Consider the following 24,610-nt stretch of genomic DNA (forward strand, 5'->3'; position numbering starts at 1 on the left):
TATTACTAAATAATCTAACTAATTATCTTCATCATGAGATATTTTAAAATGCTTTAATATCTGTTTATCTTGAATAGTAAGTTTTGTATCTTTTGTGTCAACACCTTCATTAAAACCTTTGATAAACTCTTGACAGTTAGCTTTATCTACTGTAATCATTTTTTTCAATCTTAGTTTATACTGCGCTGCTATAATCATCCCCACTTCATATGAGTCTTTATCTGAGATTTTGCTAATATTAGGCTTTTGATCTAGAATAGTATCATCAAAACCTAAGATGAAATCTTTTTTGACTAGCTCTTGGTCCATAGCAGCAAAACTTTTATGGGAAACTTTACCTAATGCCTGACCAATAGTATATGCATTATATGAGGTTTGTTCTACTGCAAAAGCTGATACTGAAAAAGCCAATGCTCCTAGGAGCAAGATAAATTTATTGATACTTTTCATTGTCTATAATAATTCAAAGATAATAGCAATAATTCTAACACAAAGAGCTAACAAGTTTACAGCTAGTTTATATGCTTTTATGATATTGCTTGAATAAACCTTTTTTATAATAGAAATATTGAATTACCTGTATTAATACCAAAATAGATAAACAACTAGAGACAATCACTGATACTAATGGCCAACCCAAAAATATAGCACTATTAATATCACAAATAATACTAATAAGTGAAAGTCCTAGATAAAAAATACTAAAACCTTCCGCTTGTTTCTGACGGTAATTTTTATAAATTTGTGGTAACCAGTAGAGATTATAAATAACCCCACTTATTGAGCCAAACCAAAGCAAAATATGATTACTCAAGCTAATAAAATAAATCATAACAATTACTAAAGATAAATATAAAAGTATAAAAATTGTATGTATAAATATATATTTTTCTCTACGATCATTTAAGATTTGAAATTGCTGAATTGTTAAAAACTTAATAAAATTATATCAACTAAAATATACTGCCACTGCATATTAAAACCAATAGCATAAATTAAATCTAAAGAGTTTGCTACAATCATCAAAGAATGTGTCCACAAACTAATTTCAAATGTTTTATGTTTAAACTGATTATGAATCGTTTGTGGTAGAAAATGGATGAAATAAATTATTAAAGATATATTTAGAGTTATGTAACCAAAATTTTCCATTATTGATATCCTATTATTTTAATCAAATAATAAGAGTTTGTATGATGCTCCTTTAGAAAAAAGATAACCAAACAAACTCCCTACGCTAATATTACTTAGATCAGGTACAAAGGGTCACTTCTCAGCCATTTTTAGATAAAACAGCACCCCTGTTGTCTTCAAGACATAACTATAACATAATTATACTTATTCAACCATAAAATTATCATGCGATATTAGTTAATAGTAAAACCAAAATATAGTACTCTGCAATAAAATATTGAATTTTTAAAGCTTAAAATTACTTTACAATTTTTATGATGGATTAAATGTACGTGTTGGTGATGGAAGTGTAGATTCGATTGGCTGATCAAATCGTTTTGTTTTAATAGTAGGACAACTATATACCTTTAAGCTTGGAGCAAACCATATTTTTTTGTTTTTAGATTTTCACTATTACAATTAACTTTGTTTTTTTAAGACTTGGCATATTTATTAATTTAAGTAATTTTAAAATACTAAGCAATAATAACTGAGATAGCAAATTTTTCAAATATAGATTTTTAATTTTATAAATAGATTCTTATATAAATTAGATCAAAATTACCCTTTTTTAGCTTCAACAGCTATTTTTTTGAAAAAACCTATTATCATCGTTATAAATAGTGAACTAAACACAATTAATAGTAAAACAGCTAAAAGTAACTTATAGGAGACTCCAGATATCATTCGTTCCTCTACGACACCACCAAAATCTGATATTTGCAGATTAGCTGTACTAAGCCACAGTTTATTAGTATCTATAGATTGTTTTAACGAGAACACCTGCATCTTTAAGTCATTGACCATAGTTATATATTTTATTATCATTGCTTGCGTTTGGCTATTTACGACATTATCATTAGATTTTTTAGCCATAAGATCTTTTAAAGTTATTTCATCTTGCTTTAGCAATCTATTATATTCGATTAGCTTTTCAGAAGATTGTTGTATATTTGTTTCGATACTTTTTTTCCAAAGTTGTGTCTCTTGTGTTATAAGAGTTGATTCAGAAAACTTCTTAATTATATCTTGATATAATTGCGATATACTTTTAGTATCAGTTTTTTTTGATTGAATTAGTAAAGTAAAATATGACTTTTGATCATCATATTTTTTCTTTAATTCATAATTGCTATCTTTAATAACAGCTTTTGTTTCGACACTATTTTGACCATTTGCTGTTACAAATTGCTTTTGATCACCAATTTCATATTTATCAAATGGATAAAGAAGAGTTACTTTCTGTAATAATTTATCTTGTGGATTAGCTTGTTTAAGCTCACTAAGAATATTTTGTAAAATTAGATTTAATCTATCATAGCCTATTATTACATGAAGATTTTGACTACCATCAAAATATGAAGGAGCCTGTATCATTTGTTTTAATACAATTCCTTTAGTAATGGTACTTTTATAATACAAAAAAGCAGTAGCTAAAATCGTTAACAAAATAAAAGATAAAATTAGTGTTCTCAAGTTTTTATATAAAAAAATGAAAAAACTCGTAATATTTATCTCTATATACTCGTCTTTTTTATTCATTTATTTTTCAGATATACCTGTTATGTTTCTAAACATCTTACCTAAGTTTACAAGTAATGCAAGTCTATTTTTTCTAGTTCTGATATCTTTTATAAGTTTTCAAAAAAATGAACTAAGCCTTAAGCTAAATAAGTGTACTTACTAAAACAAGAAAACCCTTCTAAAATGTTTTTTAGAGAAAAAATTTATCTAACTACAGATTGCTGAATTTATTTCTGCATCTCATTATAAGTATCGATTTTATTGAGATCCTGAAACAAGTTTAGGATGACAGAATGTACTACTTTTATGCCTAGTAGGCTTATTAGATTTATTTTTATTTTCTCAAAAGAATCTTATATTTTCTTCAAAAAAATATGTCTTACTTAGCTATCCGAGTTTTATAAGAAAGTCTAGAAAACTATACAAGTGAAATTTAGATAGTTAGATAGAAAAAGGCTTATAGTAACTATCAGTAAACTTAAACTACTTTAGTAAGTATATTTTTGTCTAATAGGTAATTTATGATTTTATTTGCACATTCATGAATTGTTTTTGTTGAAGTTGTAATATGTATATCAGGGTTTATAGGTTTTTCATAAGGCGAGGATATACCAGTAAAGTTGGCAATTTCTCTTTCCCTAGCTTTTTTATATAACTTTTTGGGATCTCTTTTTTCGCACTCCGCTAGAGGTGCATCTACAAATATCTCTATGAAATTATCACCAATAAGTTTCCTTGCTTGCTCTCTATCAAGAATAAACGGTGATATCAAAGCTATACTAACAATTAAACCTGCATCAACAAAAAGTTTTGCTATTTCTGAAATCCTACGTATATTCTCTGTTCTACTTATTTCATCAAAACCCAAATCACGGTTAAGACCATGACGTATATTATCGCCATCTAGTATATAAGTATGGCAACCTCTTTCATACAATATTCTATCAACAGCATTTGCAATAGTAGATTTACCAGCACCACTAAGCCCTGTATACCATAAAACTACTGGCTTATGCTTTTTCTGTAAGCTTCTTTCTTCAGTTAAAACACTAGTTTTATGCCATAGGATATTAATACTCATTTAAACCTCTTTAAATAAACTATTCTCTTAAATTTTTAGCTCCCCAATGCGGAAAGTGTTTTCTGATAAGCGCATTTAGCTCTAGCTCAAATTCTGAATAGTTACTGGTATTATCTTTTTTATCATTCATAGCTAACGGCTTAATAACCATACCTGCTCCAGCAGTAACATTAGTGAGTCGATCTATGATTATGAAAGCTCCTGTAATTCGATTTTTCTGATAGTTATCAAAACAAACAGGTTCAGAAAGATTTAGTTCTACTGTTGCTATTTCATTTAGCTCAAGCATGCCGCAAGCGATTTCTTTGAGAGTATTTATATCAGTTTTATAATTAAATTTATTTACACTACCTGTAACCTGCTTCGTTAAGAATTTAACATAGTAATCTTTATACTCTATCAAAGGCTGTTCAGACATCCATACAATATTTGCCCTAAGCATAGATGATGTATGTGGTATAGCATCCTTATGAACAATTATATCACCTCGACTAATATCTATTTCATCATGGGTGGTTATAGTTATCGCTTGACCTGCTTCAGCCTCATTTAATTCTCCATCAAAGCTCAGTATTGACTTTATTGTAGTAATTTTACCGCTAGGCATTACCCTAATAGTGTCTCCTACTTTAGCATAACCTGATACTACGGTTCCTTGAAATCCTCTAAAATCTGAATTTGGTCTACACACTAACTGTACAGGAAAACGAAACTCATCATTGTGAGAATAATCTATTTTTATAGTTTCTAAATAATGCATTAACGGAGAACCTCTAAACCAAGGCATTTTTGTGCTTTTTGAAACTACATTATCACCATCAAGAGCTGATATAGGCACAAATCTAATATCTGGAATTTGTAAACTTCCCGCTAATTTCAAATACTCATCTTGTATAGATTTATAAATTTGTTGAGAGTATCCTACAGTATCCATTTTGTTAACTGCTACTATAACATGCTTTATACCTAGTAGTGAACAAATAAAACTATGCCTACGAGTCTGTGTTTGTAGTCCTTTTCTGGCATCTATAAGTATAATAGCTAAATCACAGTTTGAAGCACCAGTTGCCATATTACGAGTATATTGCTCATGTCCTGGTGTATCGGCAATAATAAATTTTCGCTTATCAGTAGAAAAATATCTATAAGCAACGTCAATAGTAATACCCTGCTCCCTCTCAGACTGTAAACCATCAACTAATAGCGCTAAATCTAATTTATCACCCTGCGTGCCAACTTTTTTACTCTCTGCCACAATTGCGGCTAATTGATCTTCAAAAATCATCTTACTATCATGCAAAAGTCTTCCAATTAAGGTACTCTTACCATCATCTACGCTTCCACAAGTAATAAACCTCAGTAGCTCTTTTTGCTCATGCTGTTTGAGATACTGCTCAATATTTGTAGCTATTAAGTTTGATTGATGTGTCAATTTATATTAAGCACCCTTTTATAACGCATATCGACAATATTAGACAAACAAAATCACTTTTGCAATTTAGTTTAACCTTATCCCATAACTAAACCATCAAACACATTTGGCTTTCAATTTGATAAACTGATAGGTATTGTTGAAAATATAATCATGGATAATAGTTACTAGAGATAACCTTGAACAATATAAGAGATTTCTTACCATGATTATATCTCAACAGAAAAACTCAGATCATAATAGCACAATTTACTGGCATTTTAGCCATAATATCAACTATCAAAAAGTAATGGCAGCTAAAAACATCTAAACAAGCATATCAAATCACATAAATATATCTATAGAAATTCTAAAACTTTTGAATTTCTAGGTGTAAAAATATCGCATATAAGCATTATCAATGTAAAAGATAAAACCAAGAACGACTTTGTAATTAAAATCAAACCAACTTTATGAGCACTTGCTGCTAATCTTAAAGTTTAAGAATACTGTAAGGGTTGATACGGATTTAGAGATGAGAATTTTAGATACTTTTATTAAACAAGTTAAATACTTCCACAACTACTACAAATTTATATTTAAATATTTTGTTTAAGGACATTTCCGGTAATCAGAAATCTAAGAAGGGCCTGTGGTCACTATTTGTAATTCAACTTGATCTTCGATTGACTTTCCATTGACAGTCGGAATATATTCCTGGCAAACTTTTACCAACACTGGAGGAACCCAATTACCTGGAATATTCATTCTCAAATTTAAATTTTGTGGTGCGAACTCTATCATATATTTCCCTATGTCAATATGCCTCAAACGAATATAATTTATTACAAAACTAAAGATATCCCTTCAAAATATTTAGCACTTAACTATAACCAAAGCTAATTATACCAACAGGAAATACAATATCAAAATAATTTTCTAATCAAAATCAACCAACTTTATAAGTACTTACTGCTAATCTTAGAATTTAAGAATACGGTAAAGATTGATACGGATTTTTAGATACTTTTATTAAACAAGTTAAATACTTCAACTATTACTATAAATTTATATCTAAATATTTTGTTTAAGTTAAAAAATTAGGAAGGACCGAAATCAACGCCTGCGTTTGTTGTTTCAGCCCCTGCAGGCTGTTTCCCGTTTATAATAATCAAAGATATTTCATTAATACATAACATGGGCGCTACCCATATGCCACGGATATGTGCCTCGTCTGTTCTTTGTTTTTCTAAACATCTTTCCATCTTTTGTCCTTTTTTAGTCTAATAAAACACGTTTTAATATATCGACAAGGCTAACCCTTCAAACTATATTTAACATTTAGTTGGATATTGAAAAAATTATACCAACAGGAAATACAATATCAAAATAATTTTCTAATCAAAATCAACCAATTTTATGAGTACTTGTTGCTAATCTTAGAATTTAAGAATATGGTAAGGATCGATACGGATTTTTAGATACTTTTATTAAACAAGTTAAATACTTCAACTACTACTACAAATTTATCTCTAAATATTTTAGATACATTTTCTATTAACTCGCACCTTGGGTACCAAATTGTTCAGCGGCGTTTGGAACTTTTCCCTCAATGCTTTCCCCTTCCTGATGTTGAGTCGATAACAAAGGGGGGTGCCATGCTCTTTTTACGGTTTTTGAGTCATTGCAAACACTTGCAGCTTCGATCTTAATAATGTTCATATTTGCTCCTTACTATTGATTAATTTGGTGTGTTGGACTATGCAGGTATTGCTTATATACAATGTCTCTGCTGGGTTTTAAGTCAAATATATAGCTACTATTACATAATCTCTTGTCATAATAACCAATTGGTAATTGGCTTTCAAGTTACAATGATTAAAATTCTCTATACTTCTTACATAAACAGTTTCTAGAACACTCTGACAAAATGTAAAAAATTCAACACTACAAAAATCTGAAATGTATAAATACTAAACCCTATCCAAGATACCCTACTTATAAACTATTTAAACATAACTACATTAGTATTTTCCCAACAGTTTTGATCTAATATTAAAAACAAAATTTTTAGTATTGTCTCTAAATTTTTGTTTAACATACGTTTTTTGATTGTTTTTTCTAACTGGGACCTGCTACCCTCGTGTACGTCTGGGTCGTTGACTCAGCCTGTGCAGCAGTTGGCTTTCCTTGCAATACTCTATTACCATTTGTTGTATTGAGGCAATATAATTCAGGTTTACTCCATTTTGTTTTTATGCGGTAATCTAAATCTGTATATTTAATTTGATTTTTGTCAGTTTTCAATTTATGATTCATTTATAAATTCCTATTTTCTCCCATAACCTATGATATCACACCAAACAAAACAGATACTAATCTAAATTAATAAACTGAAAATGTCAAAAAAATGAATTAGGGTAAAGTTATAGTTAATTTGTTAAAAGTAATTTTATTTTATAATCTAAATTTCTACGACACGCCATATCTACCATCAGGATCCCAATATACTTCCTCTGGTTCTTGGTAAAGTTTACCTAAAAGCTCAAATCCTCGAGTGGCTCGTGGCTTTCTTATTATCAGCAACACAGGTTTGTGCCAGACTCTTATATTAAATTCTTTTTTACAATCTAAATTAGACTTTATCGTAGTTATCTCCTTGCTAGGACACATAATACTTTTTTAGTCATAGATATCTTAGATTAGGATTTTAAAGGTTTTCTTTCACAAAGAAAATTTAAATATATTAGACATTTACTTTCAAGTTAAATTATTCTAAATATTAAAAATACCCTTCAATCTTTTTCTTTTCCATAGAACTACTACTGTCTTTATCTATAGCTCGACCTTGTCGCTCAGATGTTTTGGTTAATAGCATTTCTTGAATAATCTTAGGCAATGTATCAGCATCAGACTCTATAGCTCCTGTAAGTGGATAGCAGCCCAATGTTCTAAAGCGCACTTTTTTATTAGTTGCTTTTTGTCTTAATTCTACTGGAGTCCTCTCATCATTAACCATCATTAATATTCCTTCATATTCAACTACTGGTCTTTGCATAGCAAAATATAAACTGGGAATCTTAATATTCTCCATATAAATATATTGCCAAATATCTAACTCAGTCCAATTTGATAATGGAAACACTCGTATACTTTCTCCTTTGTTGACCATACAATTATAAATATTCCATAATTCGGGGCGCTGATTTTTAGGGTCCCAACGATGATTTTTATCTCTAAAAGAAAAAATTCTTTCTTTAGCCCGAGACTTTTCTTCATCACGACGCGCGCCACCAAATGCCGCATCAAACTTATATTTATCTAAAGCTTGCTTAAGTGACTGTGTTTTCATAATATCAGTATGTTTGACACTGCCATGAGAAAAAGGACTTATTCCATTGTCAACCCCTTGTTGATTAATATGCACTATTAGCTCAAAATCATACTTCTTTGCCATACTATCCCTAAACTCTATCATTTCTTTAAACTTCCATGTAGTATCAACATGAAGTAATGGAAATGGTATCTTTGACGGATAAAAAGCTTTACGAGCTAAGTGAAGCAGTACAGATGAATCTTTACCTACTGAATAAAGCATCACAGGATTATCAAATTGAGCTACTACCTCTCTAAATATCTGTATTGATTCATTTTCTAGTTTTTTTAAATGTGTTTGCACATTTCACCTCGATAAATTATATTTTATTTTAAAGTTTAATAGCTTTATTTTTATAAAAAAAACCAATTGAATAAGTACTTAGAAATTTTAATTTACTTGGAGTAACTAAGAAGATATAAAATAGATCCTTTTTAGTTAATTCTTTTATAGAAAGATCTGTAGTATATAATTTTTCTAGAACATAACTTCTTCTATAGTTCTCAAAAAAAATATATCTAGGTTTTAAAACAGAAGTAAATAAATTATCCTGTACTAGAAATAGCTCACAAAGGATAAATCTTAAATCAATAATTAGTTTATTAATTCTAAACTTAGTTATTAATCTTAGAAATGTTTGCTTATCGATACTATCAAGATTTATATAATCTACTATATCTATAAGCCACTTTAGTCTATGCCAACCAGACATACCACCGTGGTAGATAAGATACAAAAGTTCATACTCATCTGTCAATGTCATATATTCTTTTGAATTATAAACTACCTTTTTTAAAAAATTCTGATTAAGGTTTATTTTTAAATCATCTATTATAGTTATACGCCAATGTAATTCTAATATTATATTTAAGCTTTTATGCACATATGTAAGATCTTTTATCCCTTTTTTACATAGAGGATATTTTTCAAAAAATTCAAGATTATAACGAATGTGTTTGCTTATATTAAACCCAATGCTTAAGAGTATATTATGTACAAGATTAAGTTGATTTTCTTTTACCAGAATATCTATGTCTTTATAAACTCTTTTAGGTTGACTCCCATAAAGTTTTTTGTCTAGTGGTAATCCTTTCAAAATAACGTTTTCAATTTTATGCTCAGCAAATTTTGATAATATATCTGAAAGTAGTTTCTCCATTAATAACTGTTTAGTAACTATTTTTTTAGCTCTTAAAATTAGTCGATTATAATCAAATTTTGGGATATTAATATCTTTTATAATTGGTAAGACTATTAACTCAACTTTATGATATGTTATCAGATTAAATAACTTATCAAAATCAACTAACTCAATCTTCTGTATATCAAATTGATCAACATAATCTTGATTGTTTTTATGAATATGTTTTCTTATTAGATATAATAAAAATTGAAAAGTGATATCTGTTTTATACTTTAATGAAGCCATATTTGAGCATTACCTCTTTATGATCTTGTGTTATTTGATCGATTTGTTCTTGCGTTAAAGCTTCTAAGTAATCAGAAACTTTACCTTTTCTAAAAAAACTTTTTGCATTTGGAGCTTTTTCCTGAAAACCATTCTCTTGCTCTTGTTTTTTAAGATTTTCAAAACTACTAAACTCAACTGCTTTCTCCAATCTTGCTTGGTCTAGTTCCATACCCAAAAATACTATAGCTTTAGTAAACTCTTTGATAGGATTAGCTACCATATCTTCATATCTGAGAAAAAGCTTATCAATTGGTGCATCCTCCCAACTCTTAACATGATTACTCCAACTAAGATGCTTTTGTCTAAGTTGATTTGGCATAGTTTTATCGGTACCACAAAGTGTAAAATCATCATCAGCCATTTCTTTTATAATCTTATTGATATCTTCATAGCCACTATGATGAGCAAATGATATAGCTACATCTAAAGGGTTCCTGATAAGATATATAGCAGCCTGATCTACAGGATTACCAAGTAATGGTTCATTTTCAATATAAGTATATGCATCATGAACCTTATGAAATTGCATACTCTCGTTTTCTTTCCAACTATCGTATAATGCTGGTCTCATATTATCTATTTCATCAAAGTATAAGTCCGCGGAATCGATACTATAGAGTTGATCAAAATGCCATCTTGAACTAGCGATAGGAGTTCGCTCTAAATCATTAATTGATGCTGGTGTATCAGAATTATTAATATAATTAGTTAGAAAAATTCTAAACCATGTATTTCCTGATTTAGGATAAGAGGCTAACCATACAGTTTTATATTTAATTTTATCTAGCATTAAAAATTTTCATCTGGAGATTGAATAATCTCTATTGTAAACATATACTAATTTGAGAATCAAATGAAATAAATTTAACTAATGCATAAATACAATATTTATGGGATAAATATAAATTCTCAACTAAGTATACCATTCTTAAATATAGTTAAAAGTTTTGATTCGAAACAGCCAACTCTTGTAATAGAAGTCGTAGATAATCTATCTTTTATAATCAAAAACCAAATAAATAATGGATTAGGTATGGACTCAGAAGGAGATATAATTTTAGATATACCCTCAATTGGATGTTACAAAATTACTGATGATAAAATAACTATTAAGTACCATAAAGATATTGACAGTCAAACTATAGTTAATTTCTTAGTCAGTGCTGCTATACCATATTTTTTAGCAAAACAAGGTAAGATAATTTTAAGAGGTTGTAGCTTTACAAGTGATAATGAAACTGCAAATTTGCTACTAGGAAATTCAGGTGTAGGAAAATCTACTGTTTTGGCAGCTCTTGCAAAAAAAGATTATAGAATACTAGCTGATCAATTTTGTGTATTGTCGCTAATTGATGACAAAGTATATGTTGAGTCTGCCTTTGCATATATAAAGCTTTGGCTTCAAGCAACTAAACAGCTTGAGATAGATAACACAAACTTATTAAAAGTTAGACCGAAATTAAAAAGATTCTATTGGCAAGCACCATTTTGTAATGAAAAGCTACCAGTAGAAAATGTGTTTAAACTTAGGACACAAAACCTAGAAAGTCAAAACTTATTAGAAAAAATTTATGGAATTGAAAAAATTAGCTTAGTACACGACAGCATATTTGCTGATAAATTAGTATCTATTGACAAAAAATCTAAACTTGAGAAAGCAAAAATATCATTTAAGTTAGCATCACAAGCAAGTTTTTCTAAAATTCTCAACATCCGTACAAAAACAACTATTCAAGACTTAGTAGAATTGATAGAGACTAATTTTGATGAAAAATACTAAAAAGAATATATATTATTTTTATCTATACATTAATGACTTAATAAAACATTCACCATATAAATTCGTATTGGGGTGTTTATTAACTATTATTAACACATTTTGTGCAGGTATAGGGTTGTTATTACTTATACCTTTATTACATTTTTTTGGTTGGAATAATCAAAATGGCTCTTTGGCAAACACACAATTGGGTATATTCTCTAGTCTTCCCAAAGAACTAGCAATTTTTATTGTCTTATTACTATTTCTAATACTAATAATCTTTGCAGCAGTAGTAGATTATATAAATACAACGGTGACAAATTCTTTTAAAAAATCTTATCTTTATAATTTAAAAAAGGAATTTAACTATAAGATTGCTCATGCTAGCTGGGGATATTTAATAAAAAATAGAATTAAAGATATTGAGCATTTATTCTCAAGCGGTTTATCACAAATATCTACTCTGACTATGTTTAGCTTTCAAATAATATCAGCAGTACTTATTGCCTTAATGTATATATTGTTTGCATTAATAATATCGCCAAGTTTAACTTTAATTACAATATTTTTATCTTTGATAATCTTCACACTAACGCATAAATTTAATCCTATTATTAATGGTCAAATGAATTTTGCTGTTCATACTAGGATACATTCTGCTTTTAGTTCCTTTTTAGATGGTGTGAAATTAGCCAAAAGCTATAACACTATAGATAATTATATCGAGCATTTTGATATCTTAAACAAGCAAAGTGAAGCTTTACAAATGGAGTTTATTAACTCACAAAAAAGAATTTCTTTATTTGTAAAAATATCCTCAGCACTTATAATGGCGATATTTTTCTATGCTGCTTTGGTAATTTTTGAAATTCAGTTAGTATCAATGATTGCACTATTGTTGGTATTTGCAAGACTATTACCTAATCTAACAACGATACAACAAAATTATTTTCGCATCTTAAATATTGTGCCTATATATGTACAAACAAAAAATATGATTACTGAACTTGAGAAAAATAAAGAAGCCCAACATAAAGATTTCAAAATAGACCTAAAAGATAAAATTCAGCTTAAAAATGTTGATTTTTGCTATGACGATAATAATAAAGTCCTGAAAAATCTAAACTGCTGCTTATATGCAAATCAAACTGTAGCTATTGTAGGTGAATCTGGCGCTGGTAAAAGTACATTAGCTGATCTTCTTCTAGGTATTTTAAGTGTCGATAGTGGATATATAAAAATTGATAATACCACACTTGATGAAGAGCATATGTATAGCTGGCGAGAATTGATAAGCTATGTCCCCCAGGATACATATCTTTTTAATGAAAGTATCAAAGATAACTTACTATGGGCAGCTCCAAAAGCTACTGATAAAGATATTTATGAAGCTTTAAAATTAGCTGCTCTATATGATTTTGTTGTCAAATTACCTGATGGCATAAATAGTATTATAGGAGATAGAGGTGTGTATTTATCAGGTGGACAGAAACAAAGACTTGCCATAGCTAGAGCACTACTGAGAAAACCTAAAGTCCTATTATTAGATGAGGCTACTAGTGCTCTTGATATACAAAATGAAGAACTAATATACGAAACTCTTAAAAAACTTAAAGGGCAAATAACCATTATTATCATTACACATAGATTATCAACTTTAAGAGCTACGGATAATATTATTGTAATGAGTAATGGTGAAATTATTGAACAAGGAAGCTATCAAAACTTAAGTAGTATTACAGACTCTCAATTTAATAAAGTTTTTTCAATTAATAATACAAAACATCTAGGAGAACATCTATGAGCAAAATAAACCTAAAAGATAAAATAACTAGAAACAATGACTTTTATTCTTCTGAGATAGATAATGAACTAATAATGATGGATATTAGTAGTAATAATTTCTATACTACCGGAGAAATTGGCAATAGAATTTGGGAATTACTAGAGTTTGAAACTAGTTGTGAGAATATATGCCAACAGCTGTGTCAAGAATATGATGTTTCTATAGAGCAGTGCCAACAAGACACATTAAATTTCCTAAATCAATTATTAGAGAATAAAGCTATACAATTAAAAAAATGATTATACAAAAAGTATACAGAAAACTGCGTACAGCTACTAAGATGCCTTTAAAAAAGAAAGTATGGTTTATAATACTTTACCCAATTAGTGGCATAGCTAGATTTGCATCACTAACATTAAGCTTGAAAAAAATATTTTGGTATCTTGGATATACTCATTGTAATGCACAACTATGTATTCCTGCAAGCGAAGAGCAGTTGATACTTGCTTATAAAATTAGTAAAACAGCTACGCTGGTATCAAAATATGTACCGTGGGAATCCAAATGCCTCATAGACGCAATAATGGTAAAAACTTTATTAAAATATTACAAAATACCATATGTTATTCATATCGGTATGATAAAAACTAACGAAGAAAATAAACCATTTATGGGGCATGCATGGGTCAAAGTTGCTGACCAGATAGTTATTGGTGGTGATGGACAGGGTTGTAAAAACTATAGTATAAATTGCACCATAACATCAATTAATTTTAAAACAAAAGCTTAACAAGGATTAATCGTGTTTCACGGCATTTTTTTCAGAAAAGATAGTAAGTTAGAGAAAATTCCACAACAAATAATTGATGGATCAAACCAAAAACTAAATATAGACCCTCAAAGAAAAATAATTAAAACAATATATGATAAGAACTACTGGTTTGCTCAAGCATTAGAAAAAAATTCAAATAAAAGTATTTATATACAAAAAAATATTATTATTGTAGGTTGGATAAAACTATACAATCGTGATGAAATTTTTTCAGAATTACAGTTAGAGTATACTGATAAAATCTCGGATGAAGAACTTATCGTATCATTATATAACAAATATAAAAGCTCGGTCGCCAAGTACCTACATGGTGACTACTCTTTTGTTATTTTTGATATTTCTATTAATCAAGCCATATGTGTTAGAGACCATATGGGAACTAGGCCATTTTATTATTATTTAGATGAAAATATTTTTGTTTTTTCTTCATCCCAAGTTTTGTTTAACCTTTTAGACATAATAGATATCTCAGCTAGTCAAGAATGGATATGTAGAGTTCTAGCAGGTGGTACAAATATGAATTGCAAAAAAACTGCTTACAATGAGGTTTTTAAAATTCCTCCAGCGCATTTTTTAGAAATCTCTAATAATGACACTCAGATACAGAAATATTTTGAATTTTCTACAGAAAAAATTTTTTTAAATGATGATAGTCAATATTTTGAAGAATATGAAAAAAGAGTTAAAAAAGCAATTATCGATAGATTTACTAATAGTAACCATCCTATTGGTAGTGAAATAAGCGGCGGTATAGATTCATCCACAGTTACTGCCTATATCGCTAAATATTTTGATCAGCCGATAAGCAATCTTTATACATACGGATTTACTAAACTAGAGCAAGAACCAGAATATGCCCTACTTGTAAATCAAGTTTATGGTTTACCTAATGCTTTTATTTGTTCTGGGAATAGTTATGATGAGAGTAATTGCAAAAATCCTCTAGATATTTTAGGAGCCCCTGTTGAGCATGGAAATGCTACATTTCATGAGATATTTTATAAAAATGCTTCTCAAAATGGAGTCAGAAGTTTATTTTCTGGTTTTGGAGGTGATGAATTTGTTACATCAATACATGGTGATTTGGTTGCTTTTGAGTTGTTAGCTAAAAAAGATTATATAGGGATATGTAAACACTTTGGTGGAAACATTATTACTAAGCCTCTAAGAATACTACGCTTTTTAATAAGAAATAATATTAAACGTGGCAAAAAAAGCTTTAACATGCTTAATGCTTTCAAACCACGTTGGCCATATTTCTGTGTTAAGGATGAACTTGTCGAAAAATATCGCCTCAAAGATAGATATTTTGAAGTAAGTAATTTTGACAATGGTTATACTAATTTAGATAAATTTACTTTAGAAAAAAGATGGGTTGGCTTTGTACCAACACGTACAGATAACTGTTCACTGATGGCTGCTGCATATGGCATAGATTATTTTTGGCCATTACTTGATGTTAGATTAATCCAATTCTTTTTGTCAATACCAAATACGCTAAAATTTTGTAATGGTTACGGCAGGTATCTACATAGAAAAGCGGTAGAAAAAATTGTACCTAAGAAAATCATATGGAAAAAGAGTAAGTATATGGGTGAGCCTTTTAGCAGCAAAATAAATATTAAGCCTAAATTGAAAATAGCTAAGGATCTGCATCCAGAACTGAGCATATTAATTGATATAGACAAGCTAAAAACTCAAATAGCAGATTATAATGACTCTATTGAAATTGATAAAAGTATTAGCATGGTTATGAATAGAAATGTTGTTGATATTAATGCTATAGATCAATGGTTAAAACATTTTAATTTGAAAATAAAATGATACAAAAAATCACAAAAATTCTTCATCGCATTATAGCGGCAAAACAGCCTAGCTTTATTATTAGCTATATGTATCTGATAAAACCAAAAAATAATTATATAAAAATACATAAAGCAATATTTTTAAAAAGTTTCTCACGCCTAGATTTAGTTATTATAAATACCTTAGCTTGCTTTAGGTGGATTTGCTATTTTGCTTGGATTAGTTGTTATAAAACCGCCAAAAAAAGTACAGACGAACAACTAAATCAAGCAGCTTGTAAAAATCGCTATTATCTATTTGTAAAATTACTTAAGCTAAGTCTGGCAAATTTTATAGCACCTCACTACTACTTTAAATACAAACTATACCAGCATAATCCATTTGAATTTTTCTATAGCAAAGAGAATTCCCCGCTCCATATATACAGTGATAGAAATATTGATAATTCAAAAAACCATATAAGATTAATAAGCGATAAATATGCTTTTTTACAATTCCTTGAAAAACAAAATATCCAAGTAAATTATAGTAATAAAACTAATGTCAATCAAATACAAGCAAACCCAGAGATAATATTTAAAAATCAAAAAATTTTTTGTAAACCTAATATAGCAAATCGTTCAATTGGAGCGCTATGTATTAACTACAATAATTCTAAGTATGAACTTATAACTCTTGTTGATAAAAAAATCGTAACTGGTAAATCTGAAATCTTAAAATTTTTAGAAAGCTATTATGCTAAAAATCAAGAGATATTAGTAGAGACATTTTTTGAAGACGATAATTATATCAAAAATTTATCTCAACACCCTACTGATACGACGACTATACGTATAATCACTGCTTCAAATAGAAGCATCTGAACTAATAATACCTCAAGTAATATATGCCCAATTAGAAATACCAATATTGGAAAACAACAATAAACAACAATTTTATAATATATTACCATTAAATATAAATACTCTAGATATTGATCTAACTCATATTTCAGAGTTCAAAGATAAAGCAAAATTTAAAAATTTACAAATTCCAGAAACTCTAAAGGAAAAAATAAAGATCGCCATAAATAAATGTATCAAAACTCACGAAAGATTAAATATACGAGCAATAGCTTTTGATATTATTATATCTCCAAGTGATGTAGTAATTATAGAAGCAAATTATAATTGGGATATAGAAATACTATATCAAGCTTTTGGTCACAATAATAAAGATCATATTGCTAAGCTCTGGTTAGAAAACCTTTAGAGGAAAAAATAAAAATATGTATATATATAAAATTTTTGGACTAATCATATCTAGCGAAATACTACTACCAGTATGTCAACAACGACCAGAGCTAAAAAATCAAGCAAAAGTTTTTATAAGATTTGGTGAGGTGAGAAAGTATTTACCAAATGATATTAAGGATTTAAATAATCATGCTTTTATCAAACCAAATAATATTTGGCTACATATAAAAGAAAATGCTTGGATACATATAACTGATGGTAAATATATTACAGTTGAATTACTTCCAATCGCAGATTTACAGACAGTATGTTTATATTTATTTGGATCAGGTATCGGTGCATTAGTTCATCAACAACATAAAACAGTAATTCATGGAAATAGTCTCGAAGTGGAGGATGTATTATCTTTACAGGAGACTCTGGAGCTGGTAAATCAACTATCTCAACAGCTCTTTATGAAAGAGGCTATCCTTTTTTAGCTGATGATTTAGCTGTTGTAAATAAAAATTTAGAGGTAGAACCCGGTATTCCAAGATTAAAAGTATGGCAAGATACTGCTGAAAATTTAAATATAGATACCAAAAATCTTGATAGAATAAGGCTTCTAGTCAATAAATACTCTTATCCTATCACAAAAAATATTTGTACAGAGCCCAAGCGAATTAAAACTATATTTTTATTAGAGAGTCATGATGAAAATAATTTTGAAATAAAAGAAATTACAGGTATAACAAAACTAACCGAGCTACAAAAACATACTTACCGTAAATTTTATGTAAGAAAAATGGGCTATAATAAGCAGTTTTTTGAGTTAAATAGTCAAATTGCTCAAAATGTATCTTTATATAAGATAACGAGACCTGCTAATAAATTTGGCTTTCAAGTTGATAAATTAATAAATATTGTTGAGAATATAATTAGAAATAATAATTAGAGAGTATAGTAAAATACTTCACGGACTACTTACAAATTTGTCTCTAAATATTTTGTTTAAGTAAAGCTCTTTAGATATGGAAATGTCAAAGTACATTAACTAGCATTTGCTCGCGCCTGACCAGAAGGAGTTGCGAAGGTAGTTTCTTGATTAGCATATATGTCTTTGTTACCTTTTATTCGGCATGGAGAGGATGAAGTTGTTGCTATATTTAATACAGGAGTGGTATATTTCTTTTTAAACAGGGTGTTGACATTTTCTAATAACTGATTATTATTCTGTGATTCGTTTGACATGCAAAATTAACTCCTTTCTGGGATTATTAAAGAATTGATACATGGTCAATCAATAGCGTGAGAATGTAGTAAATTAATAAACAAACTAAGAACCTCCCGCTTAGAAACCATATATTACTTATACTTATAGCTTATACTAGGTTTTTAAAAGAGTACTAACTAAAATAGCTTAAAACTATTTTTTTAGTCGATTCCGTGGTCAAGCCTGGAGGAATAATGTACTACTTTTTAGTATAATTAGCTATATCTTATAAATTCATAACTAATCTGTCAATTCTTAAAAAAGAGAAAAACTAGATTAATAAGTATTATGCCAACAAAACTTAATAATTACAGCTTATCTTAAAATTTAGTAAGTGTTAATACAGTTTCTTAGATATAAATGTTTAGGAAGTAATTATCAAGCAAATAAAATACTTGTGTAATTAGTACAAACTTCTGTTTAATATACTTTTTTACAATTTATTACGAAGGTCCAAAATCAGCTCCATATGGTGATACTAATTCATTATTACGTCTATTTTTAGCTTGTATATCCATATCGTATTTTCGGTCTCGTAATAACGGCGCAATCCACTTTTTCTTAGAATTATCTCTTTGTTTAGTGATAGTGTCGTACTCAAACATCATATACTCACCTTTTTTCATATTTACCCCCACGCGATTGCTATAATTTAGTCTTTCCGTCAACCTTAAAATTAAAAAATAAGTATAAGTAATATTATATAATTTGTCAAAAACCTAGCTAAATGCTTAAATAAATAGCTACTACTTAGAATAAAATCTTATAGTTCACTTAGGTTTTAAAAAGCTTATCTTAACTAAGAAATCTATCTTTGATTATCTTAAATAATCTAAGATTATGAAAATATAAAAAACAGCTCTTTTAGACATTTGATGGCTACTATTATTTCGATAATGTATAAGTAGTTAAGTACGATACAATTCTTTATATAAGCATCAACAAAAATAAAATTTAGAATTTAGTTATTTGTTAGGACGAAGAGATCTAACAGTCTTACCAGCTTGCCATACTTCTTTTTGACTAAGCTCTTCAAGCTCTTTTTCTAAATCTTTACGATAATCAGCATGACTATTTTTATCAATAGTACGTTGTGCTTCGTTACCATTTTTTACTTCGTTGTATAACTCAGCAAATACACCTTTAGTAGCATCTCTAAATTTAGGTGCCCAATCTAAAGCACCTCTTTGAGCTGTAGTAGAACAGTTTGCAAACATCCAGTCCATACCATTTTCAGCAACTAATGGCACTAAACTTTGTGTCAACTCTTCAACTGTCTCATTAAAAGCTTCACTTGGAGAATGTCCATTTGCACGTAATACTTCGTACTGAGCTTCAATAATACCAGCAAGAGCACCCATAAGAACACCTCTCTCACCTGTTAGATCACTGTATACTTCTTTTTCAAAAGTAGTTTCAAATAAGTAACCAGAACCTACACCGATACCATAAGCTAAAGTTCTTTTCTCAGCATTCCCTGTAGCATCCTGATAGATTGCATAGCTTGAGTTAATACCTTTATTAGCTAAGAATAGTCTTCTAACACTAGTACCAGAACCTTTAGGTGCTACTAAAGCAACATCAACATCTGCTGGTGGAATAATGCTAGTTTTGTCATTATACGTCACACCAAAACCATGTGAAAACATTAATAAGTCACCCGCTTTAAGGTTCTCTTTGATGGTATTCCAAGAAGCAATCTGACCAGCATCTGATAATAAATTAACAACGATAGTACCCTTAGCAGTAGCTTCAGCGATGTTAAATAGAGACTTACCAGCAACCCAACCATCTTCAATTGCTTTATCCCATGATTTTGAGTTCTCTCTTTGTCCAATTATTACATTAAAACCATTATCTCTTAGGTTAAGAGCTTGTGCTGGTCCCTGTACTCCATAGCCAATAATTGCTATAGTCTCATCTTTTAGAGTTGCTAAAGCTTTTTCTAAAGTAAATTCTTGTTGTGTTATTACTGTTTCTTCTACACTACCAAATTTCATTTTTGCCATTTATTATATTCTCCTGAATTTTAAATATTAAGCTGCTTTTCTTTGACTAACTGTTTTTACATTTTGAGGAACTTCACTTACAACAGTTCCTTGCATTGGCAAACAGTTTGTAATACTAATATCTATTACTTCAATAACATTTGCCAGTTTTTTTACAATTTTTTCTATTTTATCTTGTGTACTATGTACCACTAGGTTGAAATGAGAAATACCTTTATTTGCAGTTTCAAATACTGTTAACTGTTCTATATTTATACGATTACGTGAAAGAACAGAAGAAATTCTTTGTAACACACAAAGAGTATTTTCAGTATTCATTGTTATAAAATATATATTTTCACTCATAGCTCTACTCCTCTCTACCTAGCTTTGTGTTACTAATTGATTCACCTGCAGGAACCATAGGAAAAACATTTTCCTGATTTTCTACCATTACCTCAAGCAAATATGAACTGTCAGAATTAAGAAATCTTTCTATTGCATCCTTTAGATCTTTTCTATCTTTCACTCTTTCTGCTTGTATTCCATAAGCTTCTGCAACCTTGACAAAGTCTGGTGATGTTATTTTTGTATAAGAGTATCTACTCTCAAAAAATAATTCCTGCCACTGACGAACCATACCCAAGAATGAATTATTCAAAATTAGAATTTTAACATTAATATCCTCTTGGTTAAGCACTGCTAGTTCTTGTATATTCATCTGAAAACCACCATCACCTATTACAGCAACTACAGTTCTACTATCCTTAACACCCATCTTCGCACCAATTGCTGCTGGCAAAGCAAATCCCATAGTCCCTAAACCGCCTGAACTGATATGAGAGTTAGTCTCTAGAAACTGATAATATCTTGCTGCAATCATCTGATGTTGTCCAACATCTGAGACTATTATGGCACGACCATTAGTAGCTTTAGATAAAAGACTTATTACTTCAGCCATTTTCAATTCACCTTCAGTTGGCATAGTTTCATCTCTTATGACAGCATCAACTTCCTTTTCGTGCATAACTGCAAATTCATTATGCCATTCATGATGTGAGTTTGTAGCTATATAAGGTAATAAGCAGTTTAGAGCCTCTTTAGCATCTGCATTAATACCTATATCAGCCTTAACATTTTTATTGATCTCCGAAGGATCTATCTCAATATGAATAATTTTAGCATTTGGTAAATAATGATTAAGATCACCTGTTACTCTATCGTCAAATCTCATACCCACAGCAATTACAACATCAGCCTCATTACACAGAACATTTGCTGCATAATTACCATGCATTCCCAACATACCTTTGTATAACTCATGATTATAAGGAAATGCTGACAATCCTAATAAAGTACTGACAACAGGTATATTTGCCTTCTCAGCTAATTTTAAAACAGCTTCTTCAGCGCCTGATAGCATTACACCATGGCCTGTGATTAATATAGGTTTCTTAGCATTATTGATATACTCTGATGCTTTTAAAATATCATCCATATTTATAATTGGCTTATGTAGCCATTTACCTTGTTTATTACCTACAGCTTCTCTATACTCCATCATACCGACTTGAGCATCTTTTGTAATATCAATAAGCACTGCACCTGGTCTACCATTTGAGGCTATTTCAAAAGCCTTTTTGAATATTTCAGGTATTTCATTAGGGTCTGTAATTTGATAATTCCACTTCGTTGCTGCTACAGACATACCAATGATATCAGCTTCCTGAAAAGCATCGGTACCTAATAGTGGACTAAAAACTTGACCTGTAATACAAACAAGAGGCACAGAATCTATTTGTGCATCGGCTATTCCTGTAATAAGATTTGTCGCTCCAGGACCAGAAGTCGCTATAGCAACGCCAACCTTTTCAGTAGCTCTAGCATAGCCTACAGCTGCATGTACAGCACCTTGCTCATGTCTAACTAAAACATGGTGAATTTTATCTCTTGACTCATGTAGCGCATCATAAGTAGGCATAATAGCACCACCAGGATAACCGAAAATACAATCAACGCCTAAAGCTTCTAATGATTTCACAATAGCTTGAGAGCCTGTTATCTTCATATTTAAGCAACTCTCCTTTTTTTAAATATTTCCTAACACTTAAATACATCTAGCAAAACAATTTGCTAAATGTTAAGTTATTATAGACATGGACTTGAAATTTTTAAATAGAAAAAGTATGTATGGAAGTTTTTTTGCAAAAATTTAATCTAAGTCTGTAACACATCCAGTTGATGCTGATGATACTGTTTTTATGTATTTCTTTAGAGTTCCTCTACTTACTTTTTGTTTAGGTGCTCTCCACTTGGATTTCCTTTGGGCTATTTCTTGATCTGATAAATCAACATTTATAAGATTGTTGGCTGCATCTATAGTAATTTTATCACCATTTTCAAGCAAAGCTATCATGCCGCCGTCATAAGCCTCTGGAGTAATATGACCAACTATAAAGCCATGTGATCCACCAGAGAAACGACCATCTGTAATCAAGGCAACATCCTGACCTAAGCCAGCGCCCATTATAAGCGATGTTGGTTTAAGCATCTCTGGCATACCAGGACCACCTTTAGGGCCTTCATAACGAATAACTATTACATCGCCTTTTTTGACTTTACCTGTTTCTACTGCAGCAACCATCTCTTCTTCTGAATCAAAGACATTTGCAACTCCCTCAAAGACCTCCCCTTCTTTACCTGTAATCTTAGCTACAGAGCCTTCAGGTGCGACATTACCTTTTAAGATTTGCAAGTGTCCACTCTTTTTAATAGGATTATCTAGCTTATGTATGATTGTATTATCTTCCGGAAGATCCGCAACATTCTCAAGATTTTCTGCTAAAGTTTTACCGGTTACTGTTAAACAGTCACCATGCAACATACCAGCCTTTAATAGCATTTTCATGACAGCTGGAGTCCCGCCTATAGCATGCAAATCAGCCATTACATATTTACCGCTCGGCTTAAAGTCTGCAAGAACTGGTGTTTTATTAGCTATTTCTTGGAAATCATCAATACTTAAATCAACATCTACCGAACTTGCCATAGCCAACAGATGCAGTACTGCATTAGTAGAGCCTCCCATTACAGTTATAAGTACCATAGCATTTTCAAAAGCTTTACGAGTCATAATATCTCTAGGCTTAATATCAAGCTCCAATAAGTTTCTAATTGTCTCTCCAGCTTTGTCACACTCTTGTACTTTCTCAATAGAAGTTGCTGGTGTTGATGAACTAAATGGCAAACTCATACCTAAAGCTTCTATAGCACACGCCATAGTATTTGCAGTATACATACCACCACAAGCACCAGCTCCAGGACATGCTTTTTTGATAGTTTCTTGACGTTCTTGTTCTGTAATCTGCCCAGATATACAAGCTCCATAACTCTGGAATGCTGTGACAATATCTATTGGTTTACCACGCATTACACCCGCCTGAATAGTACCACCATAAATTACAAATCCTGGTCGGTTAAGTCTACCTAAAGCCATCATACAACCCGGCATATTTTTATCACAACCTGGAATAGAAACTAAACCATCATACCAATGCGCAGACATTACAGTTTCAATCGAATCTGCAATAAGATCTCTAGATTGTAATGAATAGCTCATACCATCTGTACCCATAGAAATACCATCACTAACTCCAATGGTATTAAATCTCATCCCCTTGAGGTTTTCTTTCTCAACACTATCTTTTACAAATTGTGCTAACTGATTTAGATGCATGTTACATGTATTACCTTCATACCACACACTAGCAATCCCTATTTGTGGTTTATGCATATCTGCATCATTCATCCCTGTGCCATATAGCATTGCTTGAGAAGCACCTTGTGACTTATCCTCTGTTAATCTTCTACTATATTTATTCAACACTTTTGTCATAATCTTTTATCCTTTAAA

23 protein-coding genes, 1 pseudogene and 1 riboswitch are annotated in these 24,610 nt (G+C 30.1%); of the genes and pseudogenes, 8 read left to right on the top strand and 16 right to left on the bottom strand.

Features of this window, described 5'->3' with window-relative positions:
• Positions 1-18: 18 nt before the first annotated feature.
• From FSC454_RS05910 to FSC454_RS05955, 10 genes and pseudogenes are all read right to left on the bottom strand, one after another.
• Positions 19-450, bottom strand: coding sequence for a hypothetical protein (locus FSC454_RS05910; RefSeq protein WP_066045341.1), 432 nt, complete (start codon positions 448-450; stop codon positions 19-21).
• Between the two features lie 67 nt (positions 451-517).
• Positions 518-1,152, bottom strand: a pseudogene (locus tag FSC454_RS05915) (PQ-loop repeat-containing protein).
• Positions 1,153-1,211: 59 nt separating this feature from the next.
• A riboswitch (TPP riboswitch) is annotated at positions 1,212-1,313 on the bottom strand.
• Between the two features lie 421 nt (positions 1,314-1,734).
• Complete coding sequence (locus FSC454_RS10110) at positions 1,735-2,550, bottom strand: hypothetical protein (RefSeq protein ID WP_279625857.1); 816 nt, start codon at positions 2,548-2,550, stop codon at positions 1,735-1,737.
• A 625-nt stretch (positions 2,551-3,175) separates the two neighbouring features.
• Entirely contained in the window at positions 3,176-3,778 is a 603-nt protein-coding gene (cysC, locus tag FSC454_RS05925; protein WP_066047298.1) for an adenylyl-sulfate kinase, read from the bottom strand.
• Positions 3,779-3,797: 19 nt separating this feature from the next.
• Positions 3,798-5,210 (bottom strand): sulfate adenylyltransferase subunit CysN, encoded by a 1,413-nt coding sequence (gene cysN / locus FSC454_RS05930; protein WP_066047301.1) that lies wholly within the window; start codon positions 5,208-5,210, stop codon positions 3,798-3,800.
• 1,536 nt (positions 5,211-6,746) lie between these two features.
• A complete protein-coding gene (locus FSC454_RS09800) occupies positions 6,747-6,911 on the bottom strand; it encodes a hypothetical protein (protein ID WP_167359446.1) in 165 nt (54 codons plus the stop codon).
• 750 nt (positions 6,912-7,661) lie between these two features.
• Positions 7,662-7,862, bottom strand: coding sequence for a hypothetical protein (locus FSC454_RS05940; RefSeq protein ID WP_066047307.1), 201 nt, complete (start codon positions 7,860-7,862; stop codon positions 7,662-7,664).
• A 109-nt stretch (positions 7,863-7,971) separates the two neighbouring features.
• Positions 7,972-8,868, bottom strand: coding sequence for a sulfate adenylyltransferase subunit CysD (gene cysD, locus FSC454_RS05945; RefSeq protein WP_066047310.1), 897 nt, complete (start codon positions 8,866-8,868; stop codon positions 7,972-7,974).
• Between the two features lie 28 nt (positions 8,869-8,896).
• Positions 8,897-9,994, bottom strand: a complete 1,098-nt coding sequence (locus FSC454_RS05950; protein WP_071794811.1) for a nucleotidyltransferase family protein — start codon at positions 9,992-9,994, stop codon at positions 8,897-8,899.
• Positions 9,975-10,826, bottom strand: coding sequence for a sulfotransferase domain-containing protein (locus FSC454_RS05955; protein WP_071794812.1), 852 nt, complete (start codon positions 10,824-10,826; stop codon positions 9,975-9,977). Before FSC454_RS05955 ends, FSC454_RS05950 begins: the two co-directional genes overlap by 20 nt.
• 81 nt (positions 10,827-10,907) lie before the next feature.
• Between FSC454_RS05955 and FSC454_RS05960 the strand changes: the two genes are divergently transcribed.
• The 8 genes from FSC454_RS05960 to FSC454_RS09995 are packed head-to-tail and all read left to right on the top strand — an operon-like array spanning position 10,908 to position 17,936.
• Complete coding sequence (locus FSC454_RS05960; RefSeq protein WP_066044803.1) at positions 10,908-11,816, top strand: serine/threonine protein kinase; 909 nt, start codon at positions 10,908-10,910, stop codon at positions 11,814-11,816.
• Positions 11,803-13,602, top strand: a complete 1,800-nt coding sequence (locus FSC454_RS05965; protein ID WP_244148253.1) for an ABC transporter ATP-binding protein — start codon at positions 11,803-11,805, stop codon at positions 13,600-13,602. Before FSC454_RS05960 ends, FSC454_RS05965 begins: the two co-directional genes overlap by 14 nt.
• A complete protein-coding gene (locus tag FSC454_RS05970) occupies positions 13,599-13,883 on the top strand; it encodes a PqqD family peptide modification chaperone (RefSeq protein WP_066046318.1) in 285 nt (94 codons plus the stop codon). Before FSC454_RS05965 ends, FSC454_RS05970 begins: the two co-directional genes overlap by 4 nt.
• On the top strand, positions 13,880-14,374 hold the full coding sequence (locus FSC454_RS05975) for a lasso peptide biosynthesis B2 protein (protein ID WP_066046317.1): 495 nt from the start codon (positions 13,880-13,882) through the stop codon (positions 14,372-14,374). Before FSC454_RS05970 ends, FSC454_RS05975 begins: the two co-directional genes overlap by 4 nt.
• 12 nt (positions 14,375-14,386) lie before the next feature.
• Positions 14,387-16,240 (top strand): asparagine synthase-related protein, encoded by a 1,854-nt coding sequence (locus FSC454_RS05980; protein WP_066046316.1) that lies wholly within the window; start codon positions 14,387-14,389, stop codon positions 16,238-16,240.
• Positions 16,237-17,085: a hypothetical protein gene (locus FSC454_RS05985; protein ID WP_244148254.1), complete on the top strand. Its 849-nt coding sequence runs from the start codon at positions 16,237-16,239 to the stop codon at positions 17,083-17,085. Before FSC454_RS05980 ends, FSC454_RS05985 begins: the two co-directional genes overlap by 4 nt.
• Positions 17,086-17,131: 46 nt before the next feature.
• A complete protein-coding gene (locus FSC454_RS09990; protein ID WP_231865145.1) occupies positions 17,132-17,473 on the top strand; it encodes a hypothetical protein in 342 nt (113 codons plus the stop codon).
• Between the two features lie 16 nt (positions 17,474-17,489).
• Positions 17,490-17,936, top strand: coding sequence for a hypothetical protein (locus FSC454_RS09995; protein ID WP_231865144.1), 447 nt, complete (start codon positions 17,490-17,492; stop codon positions 17,934-17,936).
• Between the two features lie 550 nt (positions 17,937-18,486).
• Here the strand turns inward: FSC454_RS09995 and FSC454_RS05995 are convergent.
• From FSC454_RS05995 to ilvD, 6 genes are all read right to left on the bottom strand, one after another.
• Entirely contained in the window at positions 18,487-18,687 is a 201-nt protein-coding gene (locus tag FSC454_RS05995; protein ID WP_066045439.1) for a hypothetical protein, read from the bottom strand.
• A gap of 465 nt (positions 18,688-19,152) precedes the next feature.
• On the bottom strand, positions 19,153-19,335 hold the full coding sequence (locus FSC454_RS06000; protein WP_066045436.1) for a hypothetical protein: 183 nt from the start codon (positions 19,333-19,335) through the stop codon (positions 19,153-19,155).
• Between the two features lie 339 nt (positions 19,336-19,674).
• Positions 19,675-20,718, bottom strand: coding sequence for a ketol-acid reductoisomerase (gene ilvC / locus FSC454_RS06005; protein WP_066045434.1), 1,044 nt, complete (start codon positions 20,716-20,718; stop codon positions 19,675-19,677).
• Positions 20,719-20,745: 27 nt separating this feature from the next.
• A complete protein-coding gene (locus tag FSC454_RS06010) occupies positions 20,746-21,063 on the bottom strand; it encodes an acetolactate synthase small subunit (protein ID WP_014548144.1) in 318 nt (105 codons plus the stop codon).
• 4 nt (positions 21,064-21,067) lie between these two features.
• Positions 21,068-22,765 carry a biosynthetic-type acetolactate synthase large subunit gene (gene ilvB, locus FSC454_RS06015; protein ID WP_066045432.1) on the bottom strand — a complete coding sequence of 566 codons (1,698 nt, stop codon included), beginning with the start codon at positions 22,763-22,765 and terminating at the stop codon, positions 21,068-21,070.
• Between the two features lie 144 nt (positions 22,766-22,909).
• On the bottom strand, positions 22,910-24,592 hold the full coding sequence (gene ilvD / locus FSC454_RS06020) for a dihydroxy-acid dehydratase (protein ID WP_066045430.1): 1,683 nt from the start codon (positions 24,590-24,592) through the stop codon (positions 22,910-22,912).
• Positions 24,593-24,610 lie beyond the last annotated feature (18 nt).

It is taken from the genome of Francisella hispaniensis FSC454 (assembly GCF_001885235.1).
In the GTDB taxonomy this organism is placed as follows: domain Bacteria; phylum Pseudomonadota; class Gammaproteobacteria; order Francisellales; family Francisellaceae; genus Francisella; species Francisella hispaniensis.